The following is a 25,810-nucleotide window of genomic DNA, read 5'->3' as shown; positions in this document are numbered from 1 at the left end:
GGGCTCAGCGGGGGCCGAGCCGGCGGGCCAGGCGCAGCAGGTCCAGGTCACGGTGTACGGGTCCCACAATACTCACGCCGCAGGGCAGCCCGCCGGGTGTGACGAGCGGCAGGGAGAGAGCCGGCAGCCCGGCGATGCCCGCGACGCAGGTCAGCTGCATGGTGGCTTGCCGGACCGCGTCGATGGTGGTCCCGCCCAGCGCAGAGGCCTGCGCCACCTCGGTAAGGAGCGGTGCCACGGACGACGCCGACGGCAGCACCAGCAGGCCGCCGCCCACGAAGTCGCGGATGCGCTGCCGGGCGGACCGCAGCACGTCCCGCGCCGCTTCCGCCTGGCCGGCGGTGATCAGCGACGCCGTCGCGAACCGCCCGGCGACGTCGGCGCCCAGGGAGTCTGGGTGCGCCTGGATCCAGTCACCGTGCTGCTGCCAGGCCTCGAAGCCCTGGACGGTCTGGAACGCGGCGAGCCAGCCGGGCAGCTCCTTCACCGGGAAGGGGGCGGTGTCCGCCGGCGGGAGCTCCGCCGCCGCGGCAAAGGGGCGGATGGCCTCGGCGATCCCCGGCTCGGCCAGTGCCAGCAGTTCCGGCGGCACGGACATGCCGGTGAACGGGGCCGCCGAAGCACCGGGTGTCTCGGGCAGCAGCACCTCACCGACGGCGGCGAGGGTGGCGGCGTCGCGGGTCAGCCACCCGACGGTGTCGAACGACGGCGCAAGCGGCAGCAGCCCCTCGACCGTGACCGCGCCGTGGCTGGTGCGGATCCCGTAGAGGCCCTGGTATGCGGCCGGGACCCGGATGGAGCCGCCGGTGTCCGTGCCGAGCCCCACGTCGGCCTGGCCGAGAGATACGGCGCTCGCCGAGCCGGAGGAGGATCCGCCGCTGATCCGGCCCGGCGCCCGCGGGTTGGGCGGGGTGCCGTAGTGGGCGTTGGTGCCGGCCAGGCTGTAGGCGAACTCGTCGGTCCGGGCGATGCCGGCCACGGACGCGCCGGCGGCCAGCAGCGCCGCGGGGGCGGCCGCCGTCGTCGTCTCCGGATCGGCCCCGGCGAGCCGCGCCGGGTTCCCCGCACCCACGGCGAACCCCTCCAGCGCGAACAGGTCCTTGACCGCCACGCTCAGCCCGTCCAGGGGACCGGTGCCGGTGGGCGGGACCAGCGGGGCGCCGAGGACGCGCCACACGGTGGGATCGGGAACAGCAACGGCAGGACCGGCACCAGGCACAGACGTCACGGGCGGAAGTCCTCCACCCGAATCCGGGCGTGCACGCCCTTCACCAAGTCCACCACCTGCGAGATGTTGAAGTCCGTGGCGGCACTCAGGTACGCGTAGGCCAGGCTGGGGTCCATGCCGTAGCGGGCCTGCAGCAGGGCGACGGCGGCACGGACGCAGTTCTGCACCGCGGTGTCCAGGTCCTCGTCCATTCCGGTCGGGACCAGGAACTCGGGGGTCTGCGCGAGCGGGCCGGTGAGGGTGCCGAAGTTCCGCACGGCCTCGTCCTGGGCGACGACGTCGAAGCGGAGCCGGACCCGGAGGGAGGCCTCCATGGCGGTGAGGGAGACCTCGCCGTCGCCCTGGGCGAAGTGCGGGTCGCCCACGTAGGCGAGGGCGTCGGCCACCTGGACCGGGAGGTAGAGCGAGCTGCCGGCGGTGAGCAGGTTGATGTCGATGTTGCCGCCGTGCGCTCCGGGCGGGACCGAGTGCGGGCGGCGCTCGCCGTCGACGGCCACGCCCATGATGCCGAGGAACGGGTTGAGCGGGAAGTGCACGGTCGGTTCGGCGCCGGGCCGCAGCGGCAGCCAGCCCGACGGCGTCCCCTCCGCGTCGTCCCGGACCGTGGCGAAGGCGCTGTAGTTCCCGGCGCCGAGGGGATATTCGCCGTTCAGGGCGCCGCGGCCGTGCCGGCTGGAGATCACGCCGTAGGGCACTCGCGGGGTGGTTTCCAGCACGGTGATCTTCAGCAGGTCCCCGGGCCTGGCGCCGCGGACCGCGATGGGCCCGGTGACCACGTGCGGGCCCAGATTGGCGGAGAGCCGCTGGATATCCGAGCCGGCCAGGCTGATGGCGTCCTCGAGGATCTGGTGTTCCGGGACCCCGTGCGAGCCAAAGTAGGCCAGCGGGTCCCGGCCCTGGTCCTCCAGGATGCCCTCGTGGCTGATGGTGTCGATGGTGACGTCGGTGCTCGGGTCGATGCTGAGGACGGGCCGGTCCGCGGCGCAGGGGAGCGCGCCCCAGAGGACGTTCTCCCGCGACGAGGGCAGGTAGGTGGTGCCGTCGGCGATGCCGTCCCAGGACTGCAGGATGCGGGCGGCGGTTTCGGTTCGGGCGGCGGTGCCGGGCTGGATCAGTGAGGTGCTCACGGTAAGTCTCCGATGGGTTGAGGTGTCAGGGCTGGTGGTCACGGATGAGGACGGCGACGTCGGCCAGATGGTCGCGCATGGCGATCCCGGCCCCGGTGGCGTCCCGGGCCAGGACGGCGGCCAGGATCCGGCGGTGGCCCTCGATCGAGCAGCGCCGGCCCGCCGCGGTGGCGTGCGAGCGCAGCCGCACCTCGGAGGTCCAGGAGCTGGTGAGGGTCAGGACGGTGGCCATCAGCTGGTTGCGGCCGGCCTGGGCCAGCAGGGTGTGGAACTGGACGTCCAGCCGCAGCGCCTCCACCGGTGAGAGGTGTTCGCTGGCCGCGGCCAGGGCGTCCTGCAGCTGGATCAGGTCCGCGGCACTGGACCGGGCGGCGGCGAGCTCGGCCACCAGGGGTTCCAGCGATCCGCGCAGCTCGGCCACGTCCTCCTGCGCCTGCCCGGCGCCGGCCAGCCGGGCGTACAGCTCGCTCACCGGCGCCGGCGGCTCCGCAACAATGGTTCCCCGGCCGCGGGTCCGTTCCACCAGGTGCTTGGACTCCAGCTCCTGCAGGGCGGTGCGGACCGTGGCGCGGGAGACGGAGAGCTGCTCCGCCAGTTCCCGCTCGGTGGGGAGCTTGTCCCCGGGGGTGAGGCCGCGCGAGGCGATCTCCCGTTCCAGGTAGGCGGCCACCTCCGCGCTCATAGAGGCGGCCCGGCGCAGCGTGGGCCCGGGGGCGGTGCGCTGCGGAAGTGTCTGGTTCACGGCGGGTCCTTTCAGGCGGCGGGCTGGGGGACGGGTTCGACGGCGGCGGCTGGCTGGGCGGCGACTCGTGCCGGCGTCGTGAAGCAGAACGCTACCGCGCCCACCAGCAGCAGCACAGCGGACAGGTAGAACCCGGCCTCCAGCGCTCCGGTGGCATCGGCCAGGGCACCGGTGATGTACGGGGCGAAGATCGAGGAGAGCATGCCCGCGAAGTTGAAGTAGCCGTAAGCGGTGGAGTACATGGAGCGCGGGGTGTTCTCGGCCAGGAAAGCGATCAGGATGGGGTCCAGGGCCAGCTTGCCGACCAGCCCGTAGACCACCAAACCGGCGATCATCAGGGAGTAGTTGCCGGTCATCGGGACCAGGATCTGGCAGAGGCCGCCCAGGACGGAGAGCACCACGATCAGCGGGCGGGTGTTCTTCAGTCGGCGGGCCCACATGCTCAGCAGGATCGCGCCGGGGATGGAGGCCCAGGGAACCAGGGAGGCGATGATGCCGGTCTGGGCGGGGGCCACGCCGCGGGCCTGCTGCAGGTAGGTGGGCAGCCAGGTCAGCATCGAGAAGAAGCCGTACAGGGAGCAGAAGATCAGCACGTAGGTGAGGATGTGGTTGCGGGTGAAGAGGGCCTTGTTGGAGACCTTGGCGGCCGGGGCGCCGCCGTCGTCCGTGGCCTTGGAAGCCAAAGCCTTGTGTTCGGCGTCGATCGGGGAGAGGTAGTAGTTGATCAGGAACGCGACGATCAGGGTGGCGGCGCCGAAGATCAGGAACGAGGCGTGCCACGGCAGGCCCAGGGTGAAGGTGAAGTAGCCGGAGCCGATGAAGCCCAGCGAGATGCCTACGGCCATGCCGCTGTTGATCAGGGCGGCGGAAACCCCGCGCCACTTGTCGGAGATGTAGCTGGAGGAGATGCCGTAGACCGGGCTATAGAAGGTCCCCTCGCCGATTCCGGTGAAGGCGCGCATCAGCAGGAACACCATGAAGCCGGGGGCGAAGCCGCTGAGGATGGTGCCGATGCCGAACACCACGTAGCCGGCCACCACCACCTTGACCCGGCCGATCCGGTCCGCGAGGTAGCCGGTGGGGATCTGCATGAGGGCGTAGGTGATGAAAAAGACCGTGGACATGAGGCCCAGCTGGCCCTTGTTGAGTCCCCACTGGTCCTGGATGACGCTCATGACGGGGGAGAGGATGTTCCGGTCCGCGTACATGAACACCCAGCCCAGGGAGAAGAGCAGGGTGACGGCCACAGGGCCGGGGCGCTTGCCGCTGACGGGCAGCAGACGACGGCGGCCCGTGGTGTTGGTTGTGGGCGCGGTGGTGGACTCTGCGGGGGAGGGGGCGGCGGAATCGGCGGCGGGGCCGGCCGCACCGGCCGTGCCCGGCGGCACGGTGCCGGCGGCCGGCTTCTCGGCGGTGGAAACGTTCACGGGGTGCTCCTCGGGGGCTTGAGACGACTTGGTTCATTGGTCGAACCAAGGTCCAAGCTAGGACCCGAGAAGGGCGGAAAACCCTTGAAATGGCGGGGGTGAGGAGAGCTTTACGGGCCGGAAACCGGGTTTAACCTGCCGGTTACACGGCTGGTTTTTGGCCGACTCATAGGACCAGTTATGCGTCGTTCATGTTGCCGCCGCCGCGAGTGTGACGCGGTGGTTTAGACGATGGCGCTGAGGCGCTCGCCGTTGAAGTATTCGAGCTTCCAGCCGTCTTCCGGGTGATGGTGGGCCAGGTTGAGGGCGGCGTTCTCCACGCTGTCCAGGTGGCGTCCGGCGGCCCGGCTGAGGCTGACCCGCAGCAGGGATCCGTGCGCCACCACCAGGACGTGGCCGCCGCGGTACTCCTCGGCCAGGGCCTCCAGCGCGGCGAGCCCGCGCTCGGCGGCGTCCTCCTCACTTTCGGCGCCGCGGAAGCCGTTGGGGATGCGCAGCGCATCCAGCTCGGGGCCGTCGGTCATGCCCTCGGCGGGGCCGTAGGCGCGTTCGGTGAGCTCCGGGACGCGGCGGGCCACGCTGAGGCCCAGCCCGGCGGCGATCAGGTCCGCGGTCTCGGCGGCGCGGCTCAGGGGCGAGGAGACGATCGCGTCCCACCGGTACGGTGCGAGGGCGGCGACGGCGTCGCGCGCCTGGGCGCGGCCGACGTCGTTGAGCGGGATGTCGGTGGACCCCTGCAGCCTGCGCTCTGCGTTCCAGTCGGTCTGGCCGTGGCGGATGAGTGCGAAGGTTGTGAGGGTCATGGTTCCATTCTGCCGCCCCGCCGCTGGGCCGGGAAAATGGCCGGTAGAACCGTTTAGTGAAAACCGGCCAGCCCCGGTCGGGGCGGGAAGAGGGACCTACCGCAGACCCTCCCGCTGCAGCGCCTTGTCGTGCTCGGCGTGGGCGCGGCGCAGCAGGTCCTTGAACTCGGTCTCGTGGTGGACCAGGGACTTGTACTTCTCGGGCAAGGCCTGGAGCTGCTGTTCCTCGGCCACCATCTTGGCGAAGATTCGTTCGCGCTCGGTGATGTCGGTTTCGTAGGTGAGGTCCAGGTATTCGACGGCGTGCCGCTTGGCACCGGAGACGGCGTTCTTGGCCTTGCCCTTGGGGCTGAAAATGGAGGCCAGGACCGTGATGGTGAGGACGCCCAGGATCACCAGCAGGGACGCGCCGGTGCTGACCTCGATCACGTTGACGTGTTCGCCGTCGTTGATGAACGGCAGGTTGTTCTCGTGCAGGGCGTGCAGCACCAGCTTGACGCCGATGAAGCCCAGCACCGCGGCCAGGCCGTAGGAAAGGTAGATGAGCCGGTCCAGCAGCCCGTCGATCAGGAAGTAAAGCTGCCGCAGGCCCATCAGGGAGAAGGCGGTGGCGGTGAAGACCACGAAGACGTTCTGGGTCAGGCCGAAGATAGCCGGGATGGAGTCGAGGGCGAAGAGGATGTCCGTGCCGCCGATCGCCACCATCACCAGGAGCATGGGGGTGAGGACGCGTTTGCCGTTCTCCACCGTGAAGAGCTTGTCGCCGTCGTAGTTGGACGATGCCGGGAGGAACTTCTTGGTGAGCCGGACGATCAGACCGTCCTTCTCGTCGTCCTCGTGGGAGTCGGGCTTGAGCAGGTTGCCGGCGGTGAGCAGCAGGATCAGGCCGAAGATGTAGAACACCCAGGAGAAGCTGCTGATCAGGGCCGCGCCCAGGAAGATGAACGCGGTGCGGGCTATCAGGGAGAAGACGATGCCGAACAGCAGCGCCTTCTGCTGGTCCGCCCGCGGCACCCGGAAGCTGGACATGATGATGAGGAAGACGAAGAGGTTGTCCACGGAGAGGGCCTTCTCCGTGACGTAGCCGGCGAAGTATTCGGTGCCCATGTCCACGCCGCCGAAGATCAGCACGCCAACGCCGAACAGCAGCGCCAGGCCCACGTAGATGGAAGACCAGATGGTCGCTTCCTTCAGGCTGGGGGTGTGGGCCTTGCGGACGTGGAAGAAGAAATCGAAGGCCAGCAGGCCCACAATTCCGATGATGGTCAGTATCCAGACGGTGATGGGAACCTGCATGTTGCCTCGTTAGGTGTCGGCCGGGGTGGTCGGCGGGGGCGTGGTACCTAGGCCAACGAACGCGGTTCCCAGTCAGTGCCGGGTTTTTCTCCCGTTTTTCATCAGACTTGTTTGCTAAGCGTCTGGCTCCGTGTGCGTGCCGCGGGCGCCGCGTTCGACGGCGTCCAGGTCGCGGAGGGCGTAGCGCAGGTGGTCCCACTCCTCGTTGAGGATGGTGTGTAGGCAGGAGCGGACGGTGACCGAGTGGTCCCGCGCCCACGGGTTGCGGCGCTCCGCGTCCAGGTCTTCGGGGGTGACGGCGGCGAGGAAGTCGCGGACCATGTTTTGCCTGTCTTGTCGTGCGTCCAGGACCTCTTGGTACCGCGGCGGTTCGGTGGCGAAGACGGAGAGGTCGTAGCCGTCGGTTTCGAATTCAACGTTCGGCTGCCCGAGCGGGTGGTACGGCTGCCCGATCTCCAGGATGGCCTTGCGGAGCCAGGTGTCCGTGGCCATCACCAGGTGGCGGAGGGTTTGGGCGAAGGACCATTCCCCGTCCACTTGGACCTCGACGGCTCGGTCCGGGAGCCTTCTTGCGCGCTCTAGTGCCTGCTGCCAGGCTTCCTCGAGCCGGGCCCAGGCGTGCCGGAGCCCGTCCGGGTCCGTGGCCCGGCGCTCGGCCCGGCCGGGGAAGCGGCGGTTCAGTTCGGCCTCCACCAGTGGCACGACGTCCACGCCGTTGACCAGCAGCGTGCTCCCGTCCTCGGCCAGCCACGGCGCGTCAATGTCCGCGCCGGCCAGGTCCACGCCCCGCATCACCGCCCCGGACAGGTCCGCCCGGACGAATCTCGCGCCGCGAAGGTTGGTGGCGGTGAGGGTGGCGCCCTGGAGGTTGTCCGTGTGGCCGAAGGTTTCCATGGCGGTTACTGTGGCACGGCGGGCGTTGGTGGGGAAGGGGCTTCGCTGCACGTCGGTCAACTGACGGACGGGTCTTTGAAGACCGAACCCAGCAGGATTGCCGTGCCGCGCCTTTGGGGCAGCGACACATGCGGGGTGGAGTAGCTGTCTGCCACTCCGCCGCCGAATGCTAATTCTCGCAGGCTGCGCCATCTCCATCGCGGTCCAGTGCCCTGCTGTAGCCAGGCTGGCCGGCATATATATGAGCCCAGCCCCCGCAGCCTTCACTTCCTTGCAGTTCGCGAAGTAGACAGCAACCGGTTCCGGGGCCACGTAGACAGGTGCTGGGGGAACGCTCGGGGCGGGTGCGAGGGCGAATCGGTTTCGGCCCCAGCCGCGCAGCGCCCAGGGCCACTGGACCGGAAGAAGAGGACGGCAACGCACATCCGCCAAGCTCCACGAATCGGGTTGCCTCCCGACCCTGGTCAGACCGACAGGCCCCTTGCCACGGTAGGCCGGTTCGCAATCTTGAGCACATGCGGTGTCATGATTCTGGCAATCTCGCTCATGACCGGTGTTACGACGCTGTTCCCGAACTGCTTGTACGCTTGCGTGTCGCTTACGGGGATTCGGAATGTGTCCTCATATCCCATGAGGCGCGCGCATTCTCGCGGCGTCAGCCGACGTGGCCGGGCACCGTCCTGATCGACGAGGATCTCAGAACCGTCCTTGTAGTACCTTGCCGACAAAGTCCGGGTGGTCCCTGAAGGTCGGACCAGGCCGTACCCGAAGCCATTGCCGGCGGCCTTGTGTTTGGCTGCGTAGGCTTGCAGGTAGGCCCAGAGGTTCGGGGTCAGGGTGAACTTGGACTGCACTTCTGCGTTTTCATGATCGAAATACCGATCGCCGTCCCAGTCAAGAACGGGCTCGGTGCCGTCAGTCCGGTGCAAAATTGTGTTGAGCCTTGGGCCAACCGGAGGAACCTCTAGGTCTTCCCAAGTGAAATCTGTGGGTTCCCTGAAGCCTACGATGATGATTCGCTCACGATGCTGGGGCGTGAAATTGATGGCGTCGAGGACCTTGGCGTGCACCTCGTAGCCGAGTTCATTCTGGAGGGTGTCCATGATGATCGCGAAGGTCCGGCCCTTGTCGTGGGAACGCAGGTTCTTGACGTTTTCAAGCATGAACGCCGCCGGACGTTTTTCATTTATTATCCGGGCAACGTCAAAGAACAGAGTCCCTTGCGTTGCGTCTTCGAAGCCGTGGAGGCGGCCCATTGAGTTCTTTTTGCTCACCCCGGCGATGGAAAACGGCTGGCAGGGGAAACCACCGAGCAAGATGTCATGGTCGGGCACCTCGGTGGCCGGGTAAGTCTGGATGTCCCCCACAAACGTGTGAGACGCCTCGTCGTCATCCGGGAAATTCGCCAGGTACGTCTTTTCGGCATATTTGTTCCACTCGCTGGTAAAAACGCAGCGACCGCCGTGGGCCTCGAATCCTTTCCGGATCCCGCCTATCCCGGCGAACAGGTCAATAAACCTAAAATCTTCAGGGCCGGATGCTGGGCGCAACCCCAGCAGCTCTTTCAAGGCCGGAGCGAGCATTGTGGGACATGTCGTCTCCCCGCTCTCCCAGCGCATGACAGTCCGGTCTGAGACGTTGAGTTGATCAGCGAGTTGACGCTGGGTGTAGCGGGCACGTGCTTGGCTGAGAAGGGTAGTAGCGTTGTCCATCATGTCCTATCTGGGTAGTTCCCACGACATTTTGTCGTATAAATGACCCAGAGGGGCACTGCCACGCCGCTAGACATCCGGGATTTGGACAGCAGGGCAACTCGTCGCTAGACGACCGCGATCCGGGGCGAGACCTCGAATGCCGAACGGAACGCTAGGGCGCGACGCCGTGTCGCCCGTCTTTTCTTCAACGGCATCGAACTTCGTCACGAGTTGGGATGACGGCTTGCCTGAAGTTCCGTCGGTGTGTACGGAGGCCATCGACGGTGAGCCATCCGATGACAATTTGCACACAAGGGGACCAGATCCGTTCGAGGATCCACAACCTTGGGCACGTCCATCGAACTAACCGGTACCAGATGGTGGATCTCCACGTAACCGCCGGCCAGCGTGCCATAGCAATCGTCAAAATTGAATCCACAGACAGCGCACGTTCGTCCGTGGAGTTCTATTGCCAGCGCTCTATTGGCTTGGCTCCTTTCGTACCTTCGGGACCACCCATAGCTGACCTCGCCTTCCACGTCGTACACCTCGGGAGACATCGACCCTGGTACATCTGGGCTTTCAGAATTGTCCAGCAGCTGGACGATCGGAAGGAGAATAGAGAGTGCTGACAGGCGTTCGGCATCCCAAACCGAGGCTTGGGAATCCAATTGCAGCCTGCTCGAGATCTGTATCCCCTCCGGGGGACCAGCGGGACCTCCACTTTTGGGCACGCTCCGATATTCCACGCCGCACGATGTCAGCGTCGCCACGGACGTCTCGAACTGTTGGGCCTGGCGAGAATAGGACTCCATCAAATGGTTTTTCAGGTGGGAAGACAGCCTGTCAAACTGCAGGCTCGCCTCCAACCACGAGAACCGCCGCTGCACATCCACGCTGAATCCATGAGGCCGATCGATGCCCTTTACTCGGAGAGAAAAACGCGTACCGGGCGCAGCCGCTTCGATTTCGATAGCGGTATTCAGCAAATCTGAGAGTGCAGATTCAAGAGGACTGCTCACGCCTGCCTATTCCTCCAGATCGGGTGACGGGAGGTCCTCGACAAGCTTCCGAAGAGTTCTCGAAACGTCGTAACGAATATCCTCGAAGACGGCGAGAGTAGCGTCATCTGAAACCTTAAACTCGGCGGCGGCAAGGGCCCACAGCAGGGAATCTAGCGCTTGGATCGTGGCTCCCGATTGGCGGTTGGGGAGATAAACTTTCTCGTAGAAGGCATGTGTCTTGCTTATCTGAACGCCGGGGTTCTGGCCGATGTACGCTGGTCGGTAGAGCAGCCCTTCGTCAAGGGTGTTCACGGTTTCGAGGAATACCCTGTTGTCCGTGGAAGGAACGTACTCCACCAGGACTCTCCCTTTCGCATTTAGTATCTCGGCTTTCCCTGTCTCCGGATCAGTAGACTGCAGAGTCGCCTTACTCATCGTCCTTGACTTGTCCTCAATGGTTGCGTTGGACGGCGCGTGAATCGACTTGTCATCAACTGCCTGCAGTTTCGTACGTTCACCGTCCCTATATCGAATGCCGGCTTCTCGACGCGGTGCCGCGAGCGCTTTCGCAAGGTAGTCGGTAATCGAAGTGTCGAGTGATATCCGCGATTTTTTCAGGTCAATCTGAAATGCTTCATCCAGTTTATGATCGAAAGAAAGCTCGACCCTCGCCAAGGTGTAGTGTGGCTCTTGGATAAATAACCCCAACCAGTCTGGACCGTGGATCAGGCGATTTTCGCGATACACGTAGATCCCTTGGTACGTATTGAAAAGACGCGCCTCAATATGCGCCTCTTCACCGAGGACCGCTTGCATTTCGGCTTTCCTCGGCAAAACGTAAGCCCGCAGGAGTATTTTTGAGTCGCCTAACTCAGTTTCGACAACGGACTCATCATCGAGAAGGCACTCCGCCCCGAAAGCGAAGGGGTTCCAAGCCTCCAACTTGGCACCGTTAAGTCGTATTTCGACGGATGGAACACGGTCATCGCCGGCGTCCAAGAACCGCTGGAACACCATACTCAAGTGATCTGACAATGACTTGACAGCTTTGTCCAGTGCAGTTCTCGCTCGGCTTCCTCGCGGGTCCTTGTACTCTTTTATTACCCGGTCGACAGACTCCCAGCGAACCACAGTACCGGCTCCGCCGCCGGAAACTTCGTCCAAAGTCTTGCGATCGAAGGGGAGGACGGTCTCAGTGACCTCAACGTTCCAGCCGATTTCGGCCACGCGGTCAAGATCCCAGATCCCGACAACCGGTTCACCAGGACCCGTGCGTGACGTCAGCCGGATACGTCGGGCGAACGCAGTCGACGCGGTCTTAAGGCCAAGGCCGAACTTCCCAAGGCTCGCGGGGTCGTCGCGATGATCCGAGCCATAGCGGAGCGCGTTGACTAAGCCCTCTGTGTCCATCCCCTCTCCGTTGTCTGTAATGCTGAAGCGAACTCTTCCGGTCGGGTCTTGAACAAGCTCCACATCAATGCGCGTGGCGTTGGCCGAGATGGAGTTGTCCACGACGTCGGCCACGGCCGTATTAAGCACATAACCCGTATCACGCAGCGACTCAGTAATGCGGACTGGATCGGGGGTTGCTTCATAAAGGGAGGTAGTCACTCTCGAGTCCTTCGGTAGGTCGACCAGTTGCCGCTCAGCTTAATTCGAACAGGCGAATCATCAGCAGCATCTTGTGTCTCTTGTATTGTTTGTGCAATTACGGCAATTCCGAGCAGCCCGTGTTCAATTTTCGAAAAGCGAATCTCATCACCGACATGGGCGTCGTGCAACTTGAAAAACTGGGTTAGTCCCGTGATCCTATATTCGTTCCGGGTGTTGGTGCCGTGAACTTTGCCGTTGTAGTAGATGTAGTTCAGTGGAATCCGTGACCCAAGGACTTCATCAAAGGCATCCAATGAAAGTCGCGGATTGGCATACTCCGGAGGAAGGTTGGGAAAGAATGAAAGCATGGGTCCAGATTTGGGCACAGTTATCCCAGCCTGATGACTTCCCGTTAATCCGAGATCATTGTTCGAAAGAGTCTTGGAAATTGAGATGATTTCAAAGGGAGGCTGGGGCATGGGTCACTCCGTTGGGTGAAAGTGCAAGAATGCGCGAAACTTCTTGATTCGATGGACCGTCCGAAAGTGGCGAAAGTCCGTCTTCCTGGAGCTTCCGCTTGTACTCAAGCCGATTTATCATTACTTCTTCAATCGTGTCTTCGTAATATAGGTTGTATATGAACACTGTCTGAAGCTGTCCGCGCCTATGCGCACGTGCTGAGGCTTGGTCGACGATCGCCGGATTCCATTCCGGTGTAAAGTGGACGACGTAATTGGCGGCTTGAATATTTAGTCCAACGCCGGCTGCTCGTGGATTGAGGATTAGGACACCCGGACCGTCATGGGCGGAAAAACCGTCAATTATTCCTTGGCGTTCTTGGATCGGCGTTCGGCCGTCAAGTGTACCAATGAAAAGACCCGTGCCGTGCATTTTGAAGGTTTCGGCCAGCGAATCAATGACTGCGCTAAAAGATGCAAATACCAGAACTTTTTTGTTGTTAGAGAAAGCTTCGGACGTCAATTCATGTAGAAACTGATGCTTCGTGCTTTTGGTATCTGTGTCGATCGCAGCGGCACATACTCTAAGAGCGCTTATTTTGGGAAGTGCGGCCTGGGCCGATGAAAGTATCGAATCGTAGGACGAAGCCTGTTCTGCCCCCATCGCAATTGGCACCATCGTGTTTATGCGCTCCGGCAGAGATTCTGCTACGTCCGCGAGGCGCCGTCTGATTACGATTGGGAAGACTTTGCCCGCCAAAGATTTCGCAGCAGCGGAAACGTCAGGATACTTGACCAAAAAATCCTCGAGCTGGGGCAAGTAATTTGGTACGACCAAATCCACAATTGACCACATGTCGCGGAGTGAGTTTTCGATCGGTGTTCCGGTAATGGCGACCTTCGCCTTCGCTCGCAGGAGATGTGCGCTTCTGGTCCTATCAGCGGTTGGATTCTTGATAAATTGGGCTTCGTCGAATGCTACGACCTCCCAGGGGGCGGCCTTAAGGAAATGTACGTCCTGGGCCATGGTCTCGTAAGACGTAAGTACGACGTCAAATGGTCGTAGCTGACTAGTGCCACCGAAACGGCGAGGACCCTGATGGATGTGAACGTCAAGATGCGGGGCGAAGACGGAAAGTTCTCGTTTCCAGTTAGCTAGTGTTGATGCAGGGCACACAACCAAGGACGGTCCGGATCTCACTGCGTGCGCGAGCAACCCGATGATCTGCAGAGTTTTTCCTAGCCCCATTTCGTCGGCAAGGAGACACCCGATGCCGGCTTCGTACAGGTCGAGTAGCCGTTCTATTCCCACAGTCTGGTAGGGGTACAGTTGCCCCTTCACCAGGGACTGCGGGGCGACCCTGTAGTCCGCGGCAAATTGGACAGGCTCGTTCAGCGCGAATCCGTTGGGGACCGACCATGTCCAAGTCAATTCCATAACTTGAGCAGCAGTCAGCGGCACTCCCAAGGGTACTGGGAGTTCGGAAATTCGGTCCCGGAGTTCGCTCACTGCGATGGGATCGAGGCAATACCATGTCCCGTTACAGATAATTTGCCCGGATGTTGGCAAGCTTGTAAGCCCGGGTCCTGGTTGCCCCGAAAGCTGGAGGCACAGTATTGGTTCCCCGGTGGTCGCCGCCACGATTCGCAGACCTAGGTCTCCGGCTTCGGGAGCAAAATTCAATCCGAGTCCACTGGCACTCGGTGGACCTACCGAGAGGCCGTCAACCTCCCCAAGAAGCTCGAATTCGGCGCGCCATATATGAATTGCAGGAACTTCCCGGAGTTCTTCCAAATCGTCTAGGATTCGCAGCGTTTTCGTCGATCCGTCGACAATCCATCGTGCTTGCGCCAAGCTCCCCAACCTCGCCGTCTTCGCCGCATGCTTCCTTGCGAACTACATGGGTGACATCCTAACAAGATGGTTGTCGATGAGTGTGGGATGCGGCAAGCAATTTCTGATCTGTCGCGAGCTGGGGGCCTACTTGATCCCGACAACATTGTCGAAAGTAGCGGCGACCGGATGAGTTACTGCGTGGGGACAAATCTGCGGCCGCAGCTCCTGGTCGAAGCAAACCTAACGCGGCGGCGGCGTAGACGAACCGTTCTTCGACGGCAGCATTGCAGCGAATTAAGGCTCTGGACGCCCTGAGTGCGGACTTGCTGGTGCCGTTCCACCACTTCGGAGTCTCAGGCGATATCGGCGTGAGCCAGTTGGAATGGACGCGAGGTAGCGACGACACATTCTGAAATACCGTCCTCCGTCAGCCAATGTGTGTTGGGCTCGGTGAGGGACGAGTTCCACGGGTCACGGCCAGCAGCCTCTGCGTGAAGAATCGCGACGGCGGTGCTGGCCGCCTTCTCTCAGTCAGGATACAGGTCGTGCGAGCGGTGGTTGAGTAAGGCGAAACGGGACTGTCTCGCGGGTCCTGCGGTCTGGTTTTATTCCGCCCAGTACAGTGCCCGCCCGAGCTCACTGATCGGCGCTACGTTCAGCCGGCCGTTGCGTACGAAACCCGGCAGACCGGCCGTGGAATCCAGCAGCCGCTGCACGCTGGGCGTCACCCCGTCGCCGGGCTTGCTCCTAGGACGAGCCGACGGCGACGCCCCACGCGCCAGGTTGTGCAGGTGCTCGCGTTCGGCTTAGTCCAGCTGGAGTGCCCTGCCGAGCGACTCGAACACGCTCTCAGAGACTTCGCCGAGCGACACGCGTTCGAGCTCGGTGTAGCACTCCACCGAGGCTCCGGCCAGCAGCGCGACTTCTTCCCGGCGGCGCGCGGGGACTTGCCGGGTGCCCCCAAACTTGGCAGCCTCGCCTAGTCCGGGGTGAGCTTCGCCCGCCGGGTGGCGAGGAACTCTCGGACCTCTTGGCGGTTGTCCATGCCAACCTCGCTACTTTGCACATCCGGTCCCCGGGGAGTCTCTTGCTGTGCCATTACCGGCAGAAAATCCCGTGCTCGCGGGAAACGGGCATTGACCTGTGTCAATAGACCTCACCGAAAGTAAATCCATGACCGCCATGGTGCCGGAGGCGCTAAGTGAGCTGGTGGTCAGCAGCGGCCCGGCCATCGGGATGAACGCGGTGAGCAGCGCCGTCGAGGACGCGAAGGCCGAGCCGACGCCGATCACATAGCAGAGCACCACAGCAATAAGCAGCGGCGCTCCCAGTGCCAGGGCCATCTCGGCGAGGGTGTCGATGACGCCCACGTTCTGGAGCAGCGAGACGTAGGTGATCATGCCGGCCACCAGCAGCAGAGTGGACTAGGACACGCCTCGGATGAACGTCTTGTGTTCCTTGATGTTGACGAACGCCAGCAGCAGACCGGCGGGGAGGGCCACGAAGCCGATCGGCATGTGGAAGCCCACGGTGCAGACCAGGACCGCGGCGATCAGCACCAGGGTGAAGAGTTGCTGTCCGCCCGGGCGGCTGATGCGGGGCGTCTCTAGCCCGGCGTATTCGTTGGAGTGCTTGTGGCGCAGTTTGCCAGCGGACGAACAGCGCAAGGGGGCAGGGCCGAAAGAATGGAGTTCAGGGCGAACCTCGCCATGGACAGTGCGCCCTGCGAGATGGGGAAGCCGTTCTTCAGAGCGATGTCATGCACCAGCACCCCAGCGACGGACAGCGGCGAGAAGCCGCTGGCGTCGGCGCCGTTGATCACGAAGGCGGCCATCCGGACCGGGTGGATCCGCGACTCGTACGCCAGGCCCATGGCAGCCTGGGCCAGCAGTGCCACCGCACAATACAGAGAGGCGACCAGGCAAGCGCGCGTAGAACGAATCTTGAATTACTTCTTTCGCGCCTTTTTGATGAGGTCCCCCGCCTGACGGTAGAACTCCATTGCTTTTGGGCTCGTTACTACTTCATAGATTTTCTTACCGTCTTCAGCAGCCTTTTTTGCTTTAGCTTGAACTTCGGGATCCGTGGCGAGAGCATGGAGCTTGCTACCCGCGGCCTTTGCCCTGGCTCCGCCGTTTCTCAATATGGCGGCAGCTCTGTCCGCGTTTCCAGGCATAGTTCCCTCCGTCGGCTGAGTAGTTCGTCAAGTGAGGCTAGCACCGTATCGCAACATCATCGGTGCGCCGCCGCTACAAGCGGCCGGCTGACCCGGATTACCGTATTAGGGCCTCAGAGAAGGCCCGCCGAGCTCGGCTAGGCCGCGACCGCAGGGAAAACTACAAGCGACCCATCCCTGCCACGTTCGATCTCTATCGCAACGTCAGCCTGAGGAGATCCCATAGGCGGCTGATCCGCCAAGGAACGGAGTCGATATGCCGCTGCAAGCAATTGATCGACCTCCCCGGGGGTGAACGCGGGAAGTCTGAAGCCTCCATCCCGCTTCAGTTCACGAGCCGACAATTGAAGTAGTACAGAGGTGATCGCAGCTTCCAGTTCGTCGGTGCCGCGTTCGTCATCGCGCAAAGATCCTATGAAGCTCTTGAATGGATTACCCGCGTCCTGTTGAGCGTGTTCCACGGCTTGGAGTACGAGCACCCGGCGTTTGAGGGCTATGGCGAGTCGAGCGATCTCCAGATGCGCGCGGAATACGCCGCCTTCCTCATTGAAACCAGGGAATGATTTCGCCAGCGCGCCTACTTCGACTGGTCCTAGGGGTAGCGCATCCAGCGCTGCTTGCCACTTCTTGAGCCGCCTCCGAGTGGCTGCGATTGCCGTGCTGATGGCGTGCGATGCGGAATCGAGTCCGAGTGATAACCCGATCCGGCCTTGGTCGAGTAGGACGGAGGTCGCCTTGTCGATCGCTTCAGAACAAGCGTCAAGATCGTTGCGCTCGCGGTCGAGAGCATCGTCGTGCAACTGCTCCAGGAGGTCGGTAATTCTCTCGATCGCTTGCTGGCGCTGGTGATCGGCGTAGGCGCTAGCGCTGACCGCGAGGGCCATGAGTACGAGGGGCGCCGCGACCGTAAGGGCCCCAGCGCTCGCGGCCGCCACACCAGCGGTTGCGGCCGAGCCGGTTGCAGCACCTGCAGCACCTGCAGCAGCGGCACCACCAGCAACAGGAACAAATGAAGCTTGCGCTACCGTGGTCCCGGCAGAGTTGACTAACGCGCCACGAATACCACCGGCCGCCGCTTTGGAAACCATGGGGTTTACAAGCCCCTTACCGACCTGGGCAGCGACCTTTGCAGGAACCACCATTCGGTAGAGTACGTCACCAGTTTCTGCGACGTTTGTCGGCGAGGGTGTGATCTTTGCAGTATTGGTGACGAGCTCTGCTAGCTGCTTAGCGAGCGGGCTGGCTGCATTGAGCGCAATCCCGGCGTTCCGATCTCGCTTCGTGGAGATTGGATGTGCTTCCAGAGTGACGATGGGGGACTCCGAAAGTGCGGCCAGGGCGGTTCTCAGCTCGGCGAGCCGTTGCGGTGTCATGCCGCCATGGTCGAGCACGTTCGACGTGCTCACTGCCTCGGTAGCGAGTGCCCATACCGGCACGAGACATTTCGTCTCTGTGGTCACTTTTTGTCCCCTCCCCAAACTGATGTATGTCATCAGCCGTAATAGCGCCCTTCATAGTATCTGCGCTGCGCGGCCCTAGTTGGGCGCGAACTGCCCGGTGCTTCGACGTGCGATCCTATGTCGCCTCGCAGGTGCGGCGCCGCGAGCTTCATCGACAGGCGCCAGAGAATCTAGATGACGGCGCTGGGGTCTGACTTGCGGGAGGCGCCGTCCCGTAGTCCCGTGGCTACATGTGAGCCAATTCACGTCGTGGGGCGCCGGGGAATGCGAGAGCGTAAGTGAGGATGAGGTCATGAAGAAGCTAATCGCACCCGTAGTTTTTGTTTCCGCCCTAGCCCTGACAGGATGTGGCGCCTCCAGCAGTAGCGCGGAGAACACGACTCCCTCGCCCGCGGCCGCGACCGAGACAAAAACTCCGGCGGAGACGCCGAAAGTCACCGATCTGACCGGCTCTTGGAAGCAGAGCAACCCAAACAGCGAGAAGTCGTACCAGCAAGCCACGATCACCGCAGACGCGATCACCGTCAACTGGGTCACTGACGGAGGCAATACGACTTCCACCTACTGGGTTGGCACCTACAAGGCGCCTGCAGGCTCAAATGGTTCGTACTCGTGGACCTCTCAGAGAGACGTTGAGGCGACGAAGTCGGCGCTTCTGGCATCCTCCGACGCCACTAAGGAGTTCACCTACGACGGTGACGTCATCAGCTATAAGGTCTCCGCGATGGGAACCACCACGACGGTGAAGCTGAAGAAGCAATAGCCAGACGCGAGGCCCCGACCCTGGCCTTCGTCGCATGAGGCGTTGGTCCTGCGCTGAGAGGGAACGGCTACTTTTTCGAATTTCTAGGGGCTTTGGCCGCCTTCGGCGGCAGCCCGGCCACGTGCTCGAACGCCTTCTCCACCCAGCCCTTGGCGCGCGCCTCATCGCCGGCACCCTCGCCGTTCCAGATCTCCGGCAAGCCGGTCCAGCCGCCCATGGGGCGCTCGGCCGGCCCGAACGGAACTGTCCGTTCGGTACTTTCGAGCGCCGCCTTGTCCGCCGCGGAGAGCTTCACGCCGACGGTGGGACCAAACAGCCCGGCGAACATGTTGCCGTTCACGAACGCCCCCAGGTTGCCGAACATCGGCTTGATGACGACCTCCGGAAGGTCCGGCACCAGCGACCGGAAGCGCTTCTTGTCGGCCTCGGATGCTTTCGGCATTTCCATGGGTACCTCCGGGACGCTGCGGGCCACGAGCGGGCTTTCCTGCAGGATATGCCCGCTGCTGTGCGGGGGATAGGCTCCCCGCTGGGCTAGCCCCTCCCAGCCACGGGGGCGTCCATAGAGAAGCGCCGGGACGGCGCCGGACAGGCTCGCAACGACGAACGCGCCCACCGGAAACCGGTGGACGCGTTCGTTGGAGTTCTGATTTCTCGTTAGGCGCGGGCCTTCGCGCGGCCCTTGGTGAGGATGACGGCCAGTACGATCATGCCGGCGCCGAGCACCAGGTGCAGGACGTTGTCCAGGCTGTTCAGCGGCACGAAGTCGCCGGCCGAATCTTCCGGGACCACCAGGCCGTACACGAACAGGACCAGGTAGACGACGCCGCCGTAGAGCAGGAAGGACCGCGCGCCGGTGGCACTGCGGGCCAGCAGCAGGCCGGCGGCGCCGAAGAGCAGGTGGACGATGTTGTGCAGGGCCGAGACCTGGAACAGGCCCAGCAGCATGGCCTCGGAGTGGTGGCCGGCGAACTGCAGCGAGTCGTAGTTGCTGGTGATGCCCGGGACGAAGCCCAGGATGCCGACCAGGAGGAATACGGAGCCGACGGCGAGGCTGGCCTTCTGGACGGTGGTGCGGGCAGTGGTGCGGGAGTGGGTTGCGGTTGCCATGCGGGGCTCCTTGGGTTCGGGCTTGCGGTGACAGGCCGGCCGGTGTGTGGCCGACCCGTTGCTTGTGCCAACTATTCGGAGAACACCTGAGCGTGGATTGCTCGGGGCGCCCTGGCTTTCTGCCGACGGTGTGGTGTTCGGCGGCGGCCGGCGGAGACAATCGCAAGCGTCTGCAAGGATGGAGCCATGACTCAGAACCCCCGCCAGCACCAGGAATCCGTCACGGTCAACGCCTCCGCCGAGGCGCTCTACGACCTCGTCTCCGACGTCACCCGCACCGGTGAATGGAGTCCTGTCTGCAAAACCTGCTGGTGGGACGACGAAGCTAGCGCCGCCCAGGAGGGCATCTGGTTCACCGGCCGCAACGAGGTTCCGGGCCGAACCTGGGAGACCCGCTCGCAGGTGGTGGCCGCCGAACGCGGCCGGGAATTCGCTTGGGTGGTGGGCGGCAAATACGTCCGGTGGGGCTTCACCATGGCGCCGGCCGAATCCGGCACCATCCTGACCGAGCGGTGGGAATTCCTGCCGGAGGGGATCGCCATGTTCAAGGAGAAATTCGGGGACAAGGCAGATGCCCAGATCGCCGACCGCACTCAGCAGGCGCTGGACGGCATCCCGAAAACCCTCGCCGCGATCAAGCAGATCGCCGAAAGCGTCCCCGCCGCCCAAATGTAACGGACTGGTAACATGGATCGATGCCAAATCAGCATGGATCCACCCGAGTCACGCAACTGGACAGCCTCCGCGGGCTGGCCGCCCTGGTGGTGGTCGCCTGCCACGCGCTCTCCACGCTCCCATGGGTCGGCCGGGTCGTCTCGAACGACCGCTCCACCCGGCTCACCAGCCCCGAGATGTGGGCGGTGTTCTCACCACTGCACGTTTTCTGGAACGGCACCCCCGCAGTCCATGTCTTCTTTGTGCTCTCCGGCTTCGTCCTGATCCTGCCGTTTACCAAGTCCCTTCCGGGCAGGAGCTGGGCGCCCTACTACGCCAAGCGGCTCCTGCGGCTCTACCTGCCGGCGTGGGCGGCGCTGGCGCTCGCCGTCGTCCTCATGGTGCTGATCCCGCGCACCCCGTCGCCGCTGCAGAGCCCGTGGGCGGACATGTACGTCACCACCCCGGACCCGGGCCAGGTCTTCCGCGACGCCCTGCTGATGCTCAACGCCAGCACCATCAACACCCCGCTCTGGACCCTCCGCTGGGAGGTCGCGTTCTCGCTGCTGCTGCCGCTCTACGTCTTCCTCGCCCTGCGCTGGCGCCGGTTCTGGCACCTCAAGCTGGTCCTCGCCTTGGGCCTGGCGGTCATCGGCGGGGTCTTCCACATCGAGGCGCTGACCTACATGCCGATCTTCGCCATCGGCTCCGTCCTCGGGGCCGAGCGGGAACGGATCCGCGAGCTCACCAGCGCCTGGCCGCGGGTGATCTGGCTGCTGCTGGCCGCCGTCGGACTCTACCTGGCCAACGCCGAATGGATCAGCCCCGAACCGCCCATCCCCGGCGTCGAGGCCGTCATCACGGTGGGCGCCACCCTGATCGTGCTGGTGTTCCTGCTCTCCGGCTCGGCCAAGAAGCTGGGCGACACCGCCCTCGCCCAGTGGCTGGGCCGTGTCTCCTTCAGCCTCTACCTGGTGCACCTGCCGATCATCCTGGCCGCCGCCACGCTGCTGCGTGGCGTCTCGCTCCCGCTGGGGCTCGTCCTGGGCGTGGCGGCGTCCTTCGGCGTCGCCGAGCTGTTCTTCCGGTACGTCGAAGGCCCCGCGCACCGGCTCTCGGTCGCCGCGGGCCGCGCCGTCGAGCGGCGGATCACCAAGGGCAACCGGGCGGCGGCCGTCGCCGCAACAGGGCCCGCCGCCGCGCCGTCGAACCCCGGGCCGGGAACGGCGCTGTCGGCCGCGGACGCCCGGCAGACCCAGCCCCAGTCCTAGCCCCCGGCGTCGGCAGTCCGCGTCATGTGGTAAATGGCGGCCTGTAACTCCTGTAGTGTTGAACCTGTTGTTGTGTTTGCAGTTCGTAGTTCAGGCAGTACGCGCGGTCGAAAGTCCGTGTTCTTCTGAAGCAGCGGTTTTGAGCACCCCACACCGGAAGGCCCGAAAGTCGGGATTTTCCTTCCACCTTCACGAAGGACATAAATAATGGCTACTGGTACCGTCAAATGGTTTAACGCTGAAAAGGGCTTCGGCTTCATTTCCCCCGATGACTCCTCGCAGGACGTTTTCGCGCACTACTCCGCGATCAACTCCTCCGGCTTCCGCTCCCTCGAAGAGAACCAGAAGGTCTCCTTCGACGTCGAGCAGGGCCCCAAGGGCCCGCAGGCAACCAACATCCAGGGCCTCTAATTCCTTAGAGATCCGGGACCGTTAGGTTTCGAGCAGGGCCCGTCTCCGGACGGGCCCTGCTTTTTTGTGCCCTTAGGACGCCACCCGCGCCCCGTTCACGCCGCCGCCACCAGCGGTTCATCCGGACCGGCAACGGTGGAGGCATGACTGAATTCAGCCGCCGCAATGTCCTCAAGGGTGCCCTGGCCGCCGCCGGTGCAGCCGCCGTCGTCCCCGGAACCGCCACCGCCGCCAGCGCGTCCGGCGTCGCCCTGGTCCGCAACCGCCTGACCCTGCCCTCGGGCATCTCCACCGGCGACGTCACCACCGGCTCCGGCGTCCTCTGGTCCCGCGCGTCCGGGGCCGGCACCTTGGTGGCGGAGCTGCTGGCGGTCGACGACGGCGGGTCCCCGCTGCGCGGCGGCCGCGCCTTCCGTCGGGTGCTGCGGGGGAGTGCCGCCACCGAGGCCACCGACTTCACCGCCCGGATCGCCGCGAGCCACCTGCCGGCCGGCACCCGCTTCGCCGTCAGCATGCACTTCGAGGACGCGGACGGCCTCGCCGGCGAGACCGCGCAGGGCTCCTTCAGCACCGCCGCGGAGACCGGGCTGCTGGCCAGCGGCCGCGAGGCCCGCGGCCAGAGCTTCGTCTGGACCGGCGACACCGCCGGCCAGGGCTGGGGCATCAACGAGGAGATCGGCGGGATGCGCGGCTACGCGGCCATGCACGCCACCCGCCCGGACTTCTTCATCCACTCCGGTGACACCATCTACGCCGACGGGCCCATCAGTGCCCAGGTCACCGAACCCGACGGGCAGATCTGGCGCAACCTGGTCGCCGAGGAAGTTTCCAAGGTGGCCGAGACGCTCAACGACTTCCGCGGCCGGCACCGCTACAACCTGATGGACAAGAACATCCGCGCCCTCTACGCCGAGGTCCCCGTCATCGCCCAGTGGGACGACCACGAGACGCACAACAACTGGTACCCAGGCCAGATCCTGACCGACACCCGGTACACCGAACGCCGCGTGGACGTCCTCGCCGCCCGCGGCCGGCAGGCGTGGCAGGAATACCAGCCCATCGCCGGGGTGACCGCCGCAGGCACCGGGTTCGAACCCGAACGGATCTACCGCAGGATCGCCCGCGGCCCGCAGCTGGACATCTTCTGCCTGGACATGCGCAGCTTCAAGGACCCGAACACGGACGGGAAGGAAACGCACCTGACCCACATCCTGGGCCAGGAGCAGACCGACTGGCTGATCCGCGAGGTCAGCCGCTCCAAGGCCACGTGGAAGGTGATCGCCAACGACCTGCCGTTGGGCCTGGTGGTCCCGGACGGGCCGGTGAACGAGGAGTCGCTGTCCAACCACGACGACGGCGCCCCGCTGGGCAAGGAGCTTGAGCTCGCCGCGGTGCTCTCGGCGTTCAAGCGCAACCGGGTTAAAAACGTCGTCTTCTTAACCGCCGACGTGCACTACTGCGCCGCGCACCACTACTCGCCGGACCGGGCCGCGTTCACCGACTTCGACCCGTTCTGGGAGTTCGTGGCCGGGCCGATCAACGCCGGCAGCTTTGGGCCCAATGCCTTGGACGGCACCTTCGGCCCCAAGGTGGAGTTCTTCAAGGCCGGCGCCTACGCCAACCAGTCCCCGCGCAGCGGCACCAGCCAGTTCTTCGGCCACGTGGACCTCGGCGCGGACGACGTCTTCACCGTCAGCCTCCGCGACGCCAACGGCACCGTGGTCTGGAGCAAGTCCCTCCCGCCGCAGCGGTAACCCCGGCAGACGCCTTGGCGCCGCCGTCGTTTGTTGAGCCCGTCCCGCCGTCGTTCAAATGCCAGTGGGCCCCTCCCGGAGACGTCCGGGAGGGGCCCACTGGCGTTTGGCGCTGGGATGTTACGGCGTCGGCATGCCGCCGTTGACGTTCAGCGTGTCGCCGATCACGTAGCTGGACTCGGGGGAGGCCAGGAACACGTAGGCCGGGGCGAGCTCGGCGGGCTGGCCGGCGCGGCCCAGCGGGGTCTCCTTGCCGAACTCCGGCAGGTCCTCGGTGAGCTGGCCGCCGCTGGGCTGCAGCGGGGTCCAGATGGGGCCCGGCGCCACGGCGTTGACGCGGATGCCCTTGGGCGCCAGCTGCTGGGCCAGACCCTTGGTGAAGTTGTTGATCGCGGCCTTGGTGGAGGCGTAATCCACCAGCGTCTCCGAGGGGCTGTACGCCTGGATGGAGGTCGAATTGATGATCGTCGCGCCCGCCGGCAGGTGCGGCAGCGCCTCCTTGGTCAGCCAGAACATCGCGTACACGTTGGTCTTGTACGTGTGGTCGAACTCGACGTCGGTGATGTCGCCTAGGGCCTTCTGCGCCATCTGCTTGCCGGCGTTGTTGACCAGGATGTCCAGGCCGCCGAGCTCGCGGACGGCCGTCTCGACCAGCTCGCGGCACACCGCCGAATCCTTGAGGTCGCCGGGGACCTTGACCGCCTTGCGGCCGGCCTTCTCGATCAGGTTCGCGATCCGGGCGGCGTCCTCTTCCTCCTCCGGGAGGTAGGACATCACGACGTCGGCCCCCTCGCGGGCGAAGGCGATGGCCGTGGCGGCGCCGATCCCCGAGTCCGCGCCGGTGATGAGCGCCTTGCGGCCCTCCAGCCGGCCGGTGCCGCGGTAGGTCTCCTCGCCAAGGTCGGCCTTGGGGGTCATCTTCGCGTCCAGGCCGGGTTCCGGCTGGCTCTGCTCCGGCGGCTCAATCTGGTCATACGCCGTGACGGGGTTCCTGAACGTGTACTGGTCAGTCATAGTTCTCCTCCGATAGGTGCGTGCGGCCCGGCCATGAGGCGGCCCGGGCTCGGGCGGCGGGTGGATCCCACGGCATGCTAAGCATGCTTATCAATCACCCTAGTTGGACGGCGGGGACGGCGCAACGCGGGCGGGGCCAAGGCCTTGGCAACCGCGGTGTGTGGGACAAAGATGGCCCTAGCGGCTGTGGCGCCGGTTGCCGGGGGAGGGGGGTGCGATGAGCGGAGTCGACGATCTCCTGAAGCGCGACGAGAAGCGGTGGGAAGCCGCACGACGCCGGGCCGCCGGCATCGAAGATCGGGGACTCGGGCCCGCGATTCGCCGCTACTACACCCGCTATCTGCCCGCCGGGGCGCTTGTTATTGGGGCGGGGGTTGCCGTGGCGGGACTGCTCGTGTCCTTGGCCGGGCCGGTGGACTGGGAGCTGATAGTGGCGCTGGGTGTCCTTTGCGCCGTCCTGGCCGCCAGCGTCGGCGGCATCATCTACAACCGGAAACGGATTGCGCCGGCGGCCTCGCCAGGCAGGGTGGACGTCATGCTGTCCTTGACCGACGAGGAGCGGAAGTCCGTCCGTCGGCAGATCCGCGGGAAGGAACCGACTGACCCTCGGCGCCTGGACGTGACCCGGGCCGTGGCGGTGCAGCTCCGGCGGGGCTTGGCCACTCAACTGATGTTGTTCCCCGTCCAAGCACTCATCCTTCTGCCCCAGGTGATCCACTGGGGCGGCCTGTTTTCGTGGCTCTTCGCGACGGCCTCGCTGCTGATGGGGGTGGGCTTGGTCTACACCTACTGGGACTTCCGCCGGGCAGGGGAGTTCATGGCGCGGACCCAGGGGAGTGCGCTCGCGGCTTAGGGCGGCCGACCGGCGAAGAGCCCTCGAGACGTGACGCGCTGCACAGAACCGGGTTTCCCGTGTCTGACGGGAATTCGGCCCCTGCGACGTCCGAAATCCCCGCCGCTCCGGGGTTTTTGGGGCGGGGGAGGGTCTTGGGGGTGCGATTTGTGCGCTCCGGTGTTCGTGTGTAAAGTTATTCGAGTCGCCGCCGCTGAAGCGGAAAGATAGCGACCGACCCCCTTGTTGAACGGCCTGAAAA

24 protein-coding genes and 1 pseudogene are annotated in these 25,810 nt (G+C 64.4%); 6 read left to right on the top strand and 19 right to left on the bottom strand.

The window, feature by feature from the left end:
- Positions 1–4: 4 nt before the first annotated feature.
- The 16 genes and pseudogenes from QWJ39_RS14705 to QWJ39_RS14630 all read right to left on the bottom strand — a co-directional run bounded on the left by QWJ39_RS14705 (position 5) and on the right by QWJ39_RS14630 (position 17,772).
- Positions 5–1,228 carry an amidase family protein gene (locus QWJ39_RS14705; protein ID WP_290258612.1) on the bottom strand — a complete coding sequence of 408 codons (1,224 nt, stop codon included), beginning with the start codon at positions 1,226–1,228 and terminating at the stop codon, positions 5–7.
- Positions 1,225–2,298, bottom strand: coding sequence for an acetamidase/formamidase family protein (locus QWJ39_RS14700; protein ID WP_290258794.1), 1,074 nt, complete (start codon positions 2,296–2,298; stop codon positions 1,225–1,227). The genes QWJ39_RS14705 and QWJ39_RS14700 overlap by 4 nt, the downstream gene beginning before the upstream one ends.
- A gap of 82 nt (positions 2,299–2,380) precedes the next feature.
- Positions 2,381–3,097, bottom strand: coding sequence for an FCD domain-containing protein (locus QWJ39_RS14695; RefSeq protein ID WP_290258611.1), 717 nt, complete (start codon positions 3,095–3,097; stop codon positions 2,381–2,383).
- Between the two features lie 11 nt (positions 3,098–3,108).
- The gene (locus tag QWJ39_RS14690) at positions 3,109–4,524 is read right to left on the bottom strand and encodes an MFS transporter (RefSeq protein ID WP_290258610.1); all 1,416 of its coding nucleotides are present in this window, start codon (positions 4,522–4,524) and stop codon (positions 3,109–3,111) included.
- A 224-nt stretch (positions 4,525–4,748) separates the two neighbouring features.
- Positions 4,749–5,327, bottom strand: coding sequence for a histidine phosphatase family protein (locus QWJ39_RS14685; RefSeq protein WP_290258608.1), 579 nt, complete (start codon positions 5,325–5,327; stop codon positions 4,749–4,751).
- Positions 5,328–5,423: 96 nt separating this feature from the next.
- Entirely contained in the window at positions 5,424–6,623 is a 1,200-nt protein-coding gene (locus QWJ39_RS14680; RefSeq protein ID WP_290258607.1) for a TerC family protein, read from the bottom strand.
- A 114-nt stretch (positions 6,624–6,737) separates the two neighbouring features.
- Entirely contained in the window at positions 6,738–7,517 is a 780-nt protein-coding gene (locus QWJ39_RS14675) for a DinB family protein (protein ID WP_290258606.1), read from the bottom strand.
- Between the two features lie 169 nt (positions 7,518–7,686).
- Entirely contained in the window at positions 7,687–8,034 is a 348-nt protein-coding gene (locus QWJ39_RS14670) for an excalibur calcium-binding domain-containing protein (protein WP_290258605.1), read from the bottom strand.
- Positions 7,982–9,232 carry a DNA (cytosine-5-)-methyltransferase gene (dcm, locus tag QWJ39_RS14665; protein ID WP_290258604.1) on the bottom strand — a complete coding sequence of 417 codons (1,251 nt, stop codon included), beginning with the start codon at positions 9,230–9,232 and terminating at the stop codon, positions 7,982–7,984. Before dcm ends, QWJ39_RS14670 begins: the two co-directional genes overlap by 53 nt.
- A gap of 203 nt (positions 9,233–9,435) precedes the next feature.
- The gene (locus tag QWJ39_RS14660) at positions 9,436–9,771 is read right to left on the bottom strand and encodes an HNH endonuclease (RefSeq protein WP_290258793.1); all 336 of its coding nucleotides are present in this window, start codon (positions 9,769–9,771) and stop codon (positions 9,436–9,438) included.
- Positions 9,772–10,239: 468 nt separating this feature from the next.
- Entirely contained in the window at positions 10,240–11,826 is a 1,587-nt protein-coding gene (locus QWJ39_RS14655) for an ATP-binding protein (RefSeq protein WP_290258603.1), read from the bottom strand.
- Positions 11,823–12,287 carry an EcoRII N-terminal effector-binding domain-containing protein gene (locus tag QWJ39_RS14650; RefSeq protein ID WP_290258602.1) on the bottom strand — a complete coding sequence of 155 codons (465 nt, stop codon included), beginning with the start codon at positions 12,285–12,287 and terminating at the stop codon, positions 11,823–11,825. The genes QWJ39_RS14655 and QWJ39_RS14650 overlap by 4 nt, the downstream gene beginning before the upstream one ends.
- A complete protein-coding gene (locus QWJ39_RS14645; RefSeq protein WP_290258792.1) occupies positions 12,268–13,704 on the bottom strand; it encodes a DEAD/DEAH box helicase in 1,437 nt (478 codons plus the stop codon). Before QWJ39_RS14645 ends, QWJ39_RS14650 begins: the two co-directional genes overlap by 20 nt.
- A 1,577-nt stretch (positions 13,705–15,281) precedes the next feature.
- A pseudogene (locus QWJ39_RS14640) lies at positions 15,282–16,003 on the bottom strand (SLC13 family permease); the annotation flags it as partial.
- A 48-nt stretch (positions 16,004–16,051) separates the two neighbouring features.
- On the bottom strand, positions 16,052–16,279 hold the full coding sequence (locus tag QWJ39_RS14635) for a hypothetical protein (protein ID WP_290258601.1): 228 nt from the start codon (positions 16,277–16,279) through the stop codon (positions 16,052–16,054).
- Between the two features lie 137 nt (positions 16,280–16,416).
- Positions 16,417–17,772 carry a hypothetical protein gene (locus QWJ39_RS14630; RefSeq protein ID WP_290258600.1) on the bottom strand — a complete coding sequence of 452 codons (1,356 nt, stop codon included), beginning with the start codon at positions 17,770–17,772 and terminating at the stop codon, positions 16,417–16,419.
- 259 nt (positions 17,773–18,031) lie between these two features.
- Between QWJ39_RS14630 and QWJ39_RS14625 the strand changes: the two genes are divergently transcribed.
- Positions 18,032–18,502, top strand: coding sequence for a hypothetical protein (locus tag QWJ39_RS14625; protein WP_290258599.1), 471 nt, complete (start codon positions 18,032–18,034; stop codon positions 18,500–18,502).
- A gap of 67 nt (positions 18,503–18,569) precedes the next feature.
- Here the strand turns inward: QWJ39_RS14625 and QWJ39_RS14620 are convergent, their stop codons facing one another.
- Positions 18,570–18,950, bottom strand: a complete 381-nt coding sequence (locus QWJ39_RS14620; protein ID WP_290258598.1) for a TfoX/Sxy family protein — start codon at positions 18,948–18,950, stop codon at positions 18,570–18,572.
- A 209-nt stretch (positions 18,951–19,159) separates the two neighbouring features.
- Positions 19,160–19,612, bottom strand: coding sequence for a DUF4383 domain-containing protein (locus QWJ39_RS14615; protein WP_290258597.1), 453 nt, complete (start codon positions 19,610–19,612; stop codon positions 19,160–19,162).
- Between the two features lie 186 nt (positions 19,613–19,798).
- Between QWJ39_RS14615 and QWJ39_RS14610 the strand changes: the two genes are divergently transcribed.
- The 4 genes from QWJ39_RS14610 (at position 19,799) to QWJ39_RS14595 (ending at position 23,702) form a co-directional block, all read left to right on the top strand.
- Positions 19,799–20,287, top strand: a complete 489-nt coding sequence (locus tag QWJ39_RS14610) for an SRPBCC family protein (protein ID WP_290258595.1) — start codon at positions 19,799–19,801, stop codon at positions 20,285–20,287.
- Positions 20,288–20,307: 20 nt separating this feature from the next.
- The gene (locus tag QWJ39_RS14605) at positions 20,308–21,537 is read left to right on the top strand and encodes an acyltransferase (protein WP_290258594.1); all 1,230 of its coding nucleotides are present in this window, start codon (positions 20,308–20,310) and stop codon (positions 21,535–21,537) included.
- A gap of 207 nt (positions 21,538–21,744) precedes the next feature.
- Positions 21,745–21,948 (top strand): cold-shock protein, encoded by a 204-nt coding sequence (locus QWJ39_RS14600; RefSeq protein WP_208747914.1) that lies wholly within the window; start codon positions 21,745–21,747, stop codon positions 21,946–21,948.
- A gap of 143 nt (positions 21,949–22,091) precedes the next feature.
- Positions 22,092–23,702, top strand: a complete 1,611-nt coding sequence (locus QWJ39_RS14595) for an alkaline phosphatase D family protein (protein ID WP_290258593.1) — start codon at positions 22,092–22,094, stop codon at positions 23,700–23,702.
- Positions 23,703–23,822: 120 nt separating this feature from the next.
- On the opposite strand, the gene QWJ39_RS14590 is transcribed toward QWJ39_RS14595, so the two are convergent.
- Complete coding sequence (locus QWJ39_RS14590; RefSeq protein WP_290258592.1) at positions 23,823–24,716, bottom strand: glucose 1-dehydrogenase; 894 nt, start codon at positions 24,714–24,716, stop codon at positions 23,823–23,825.
- A gap of 217 nt (positions 24,717–24,933) precedes the next feature.
- Between QWJ39_RS14590 and QWJ39_RS14585 the strand changes: the two genes are divergently transcribed.
- A complete protein-coding gene (locus tag QWJ39_RS14585; RefSeq protein WP_290258591.1) occupies positions 24,934–25,569 on the top strand; it encodes a hypothetical protein in 636 nt (211 codons plus the stop codon).
- The last annotated feature ends 241 nt before the right edge of the window (positions 25,570–25,810 follow it).

The organism is Arthrobacter sp. YD4 (assembly GCF_030410515.1).
GTDB lineage: Bacteria > Actinomycetota > Actinomycetes > Actinomycetales > Micrococcaceae > Arthrobacter.
Note: the sequence above shows the minus strand (reverse complement) of the source record. Positions and strands in the feature narration are given on the sequence as shown.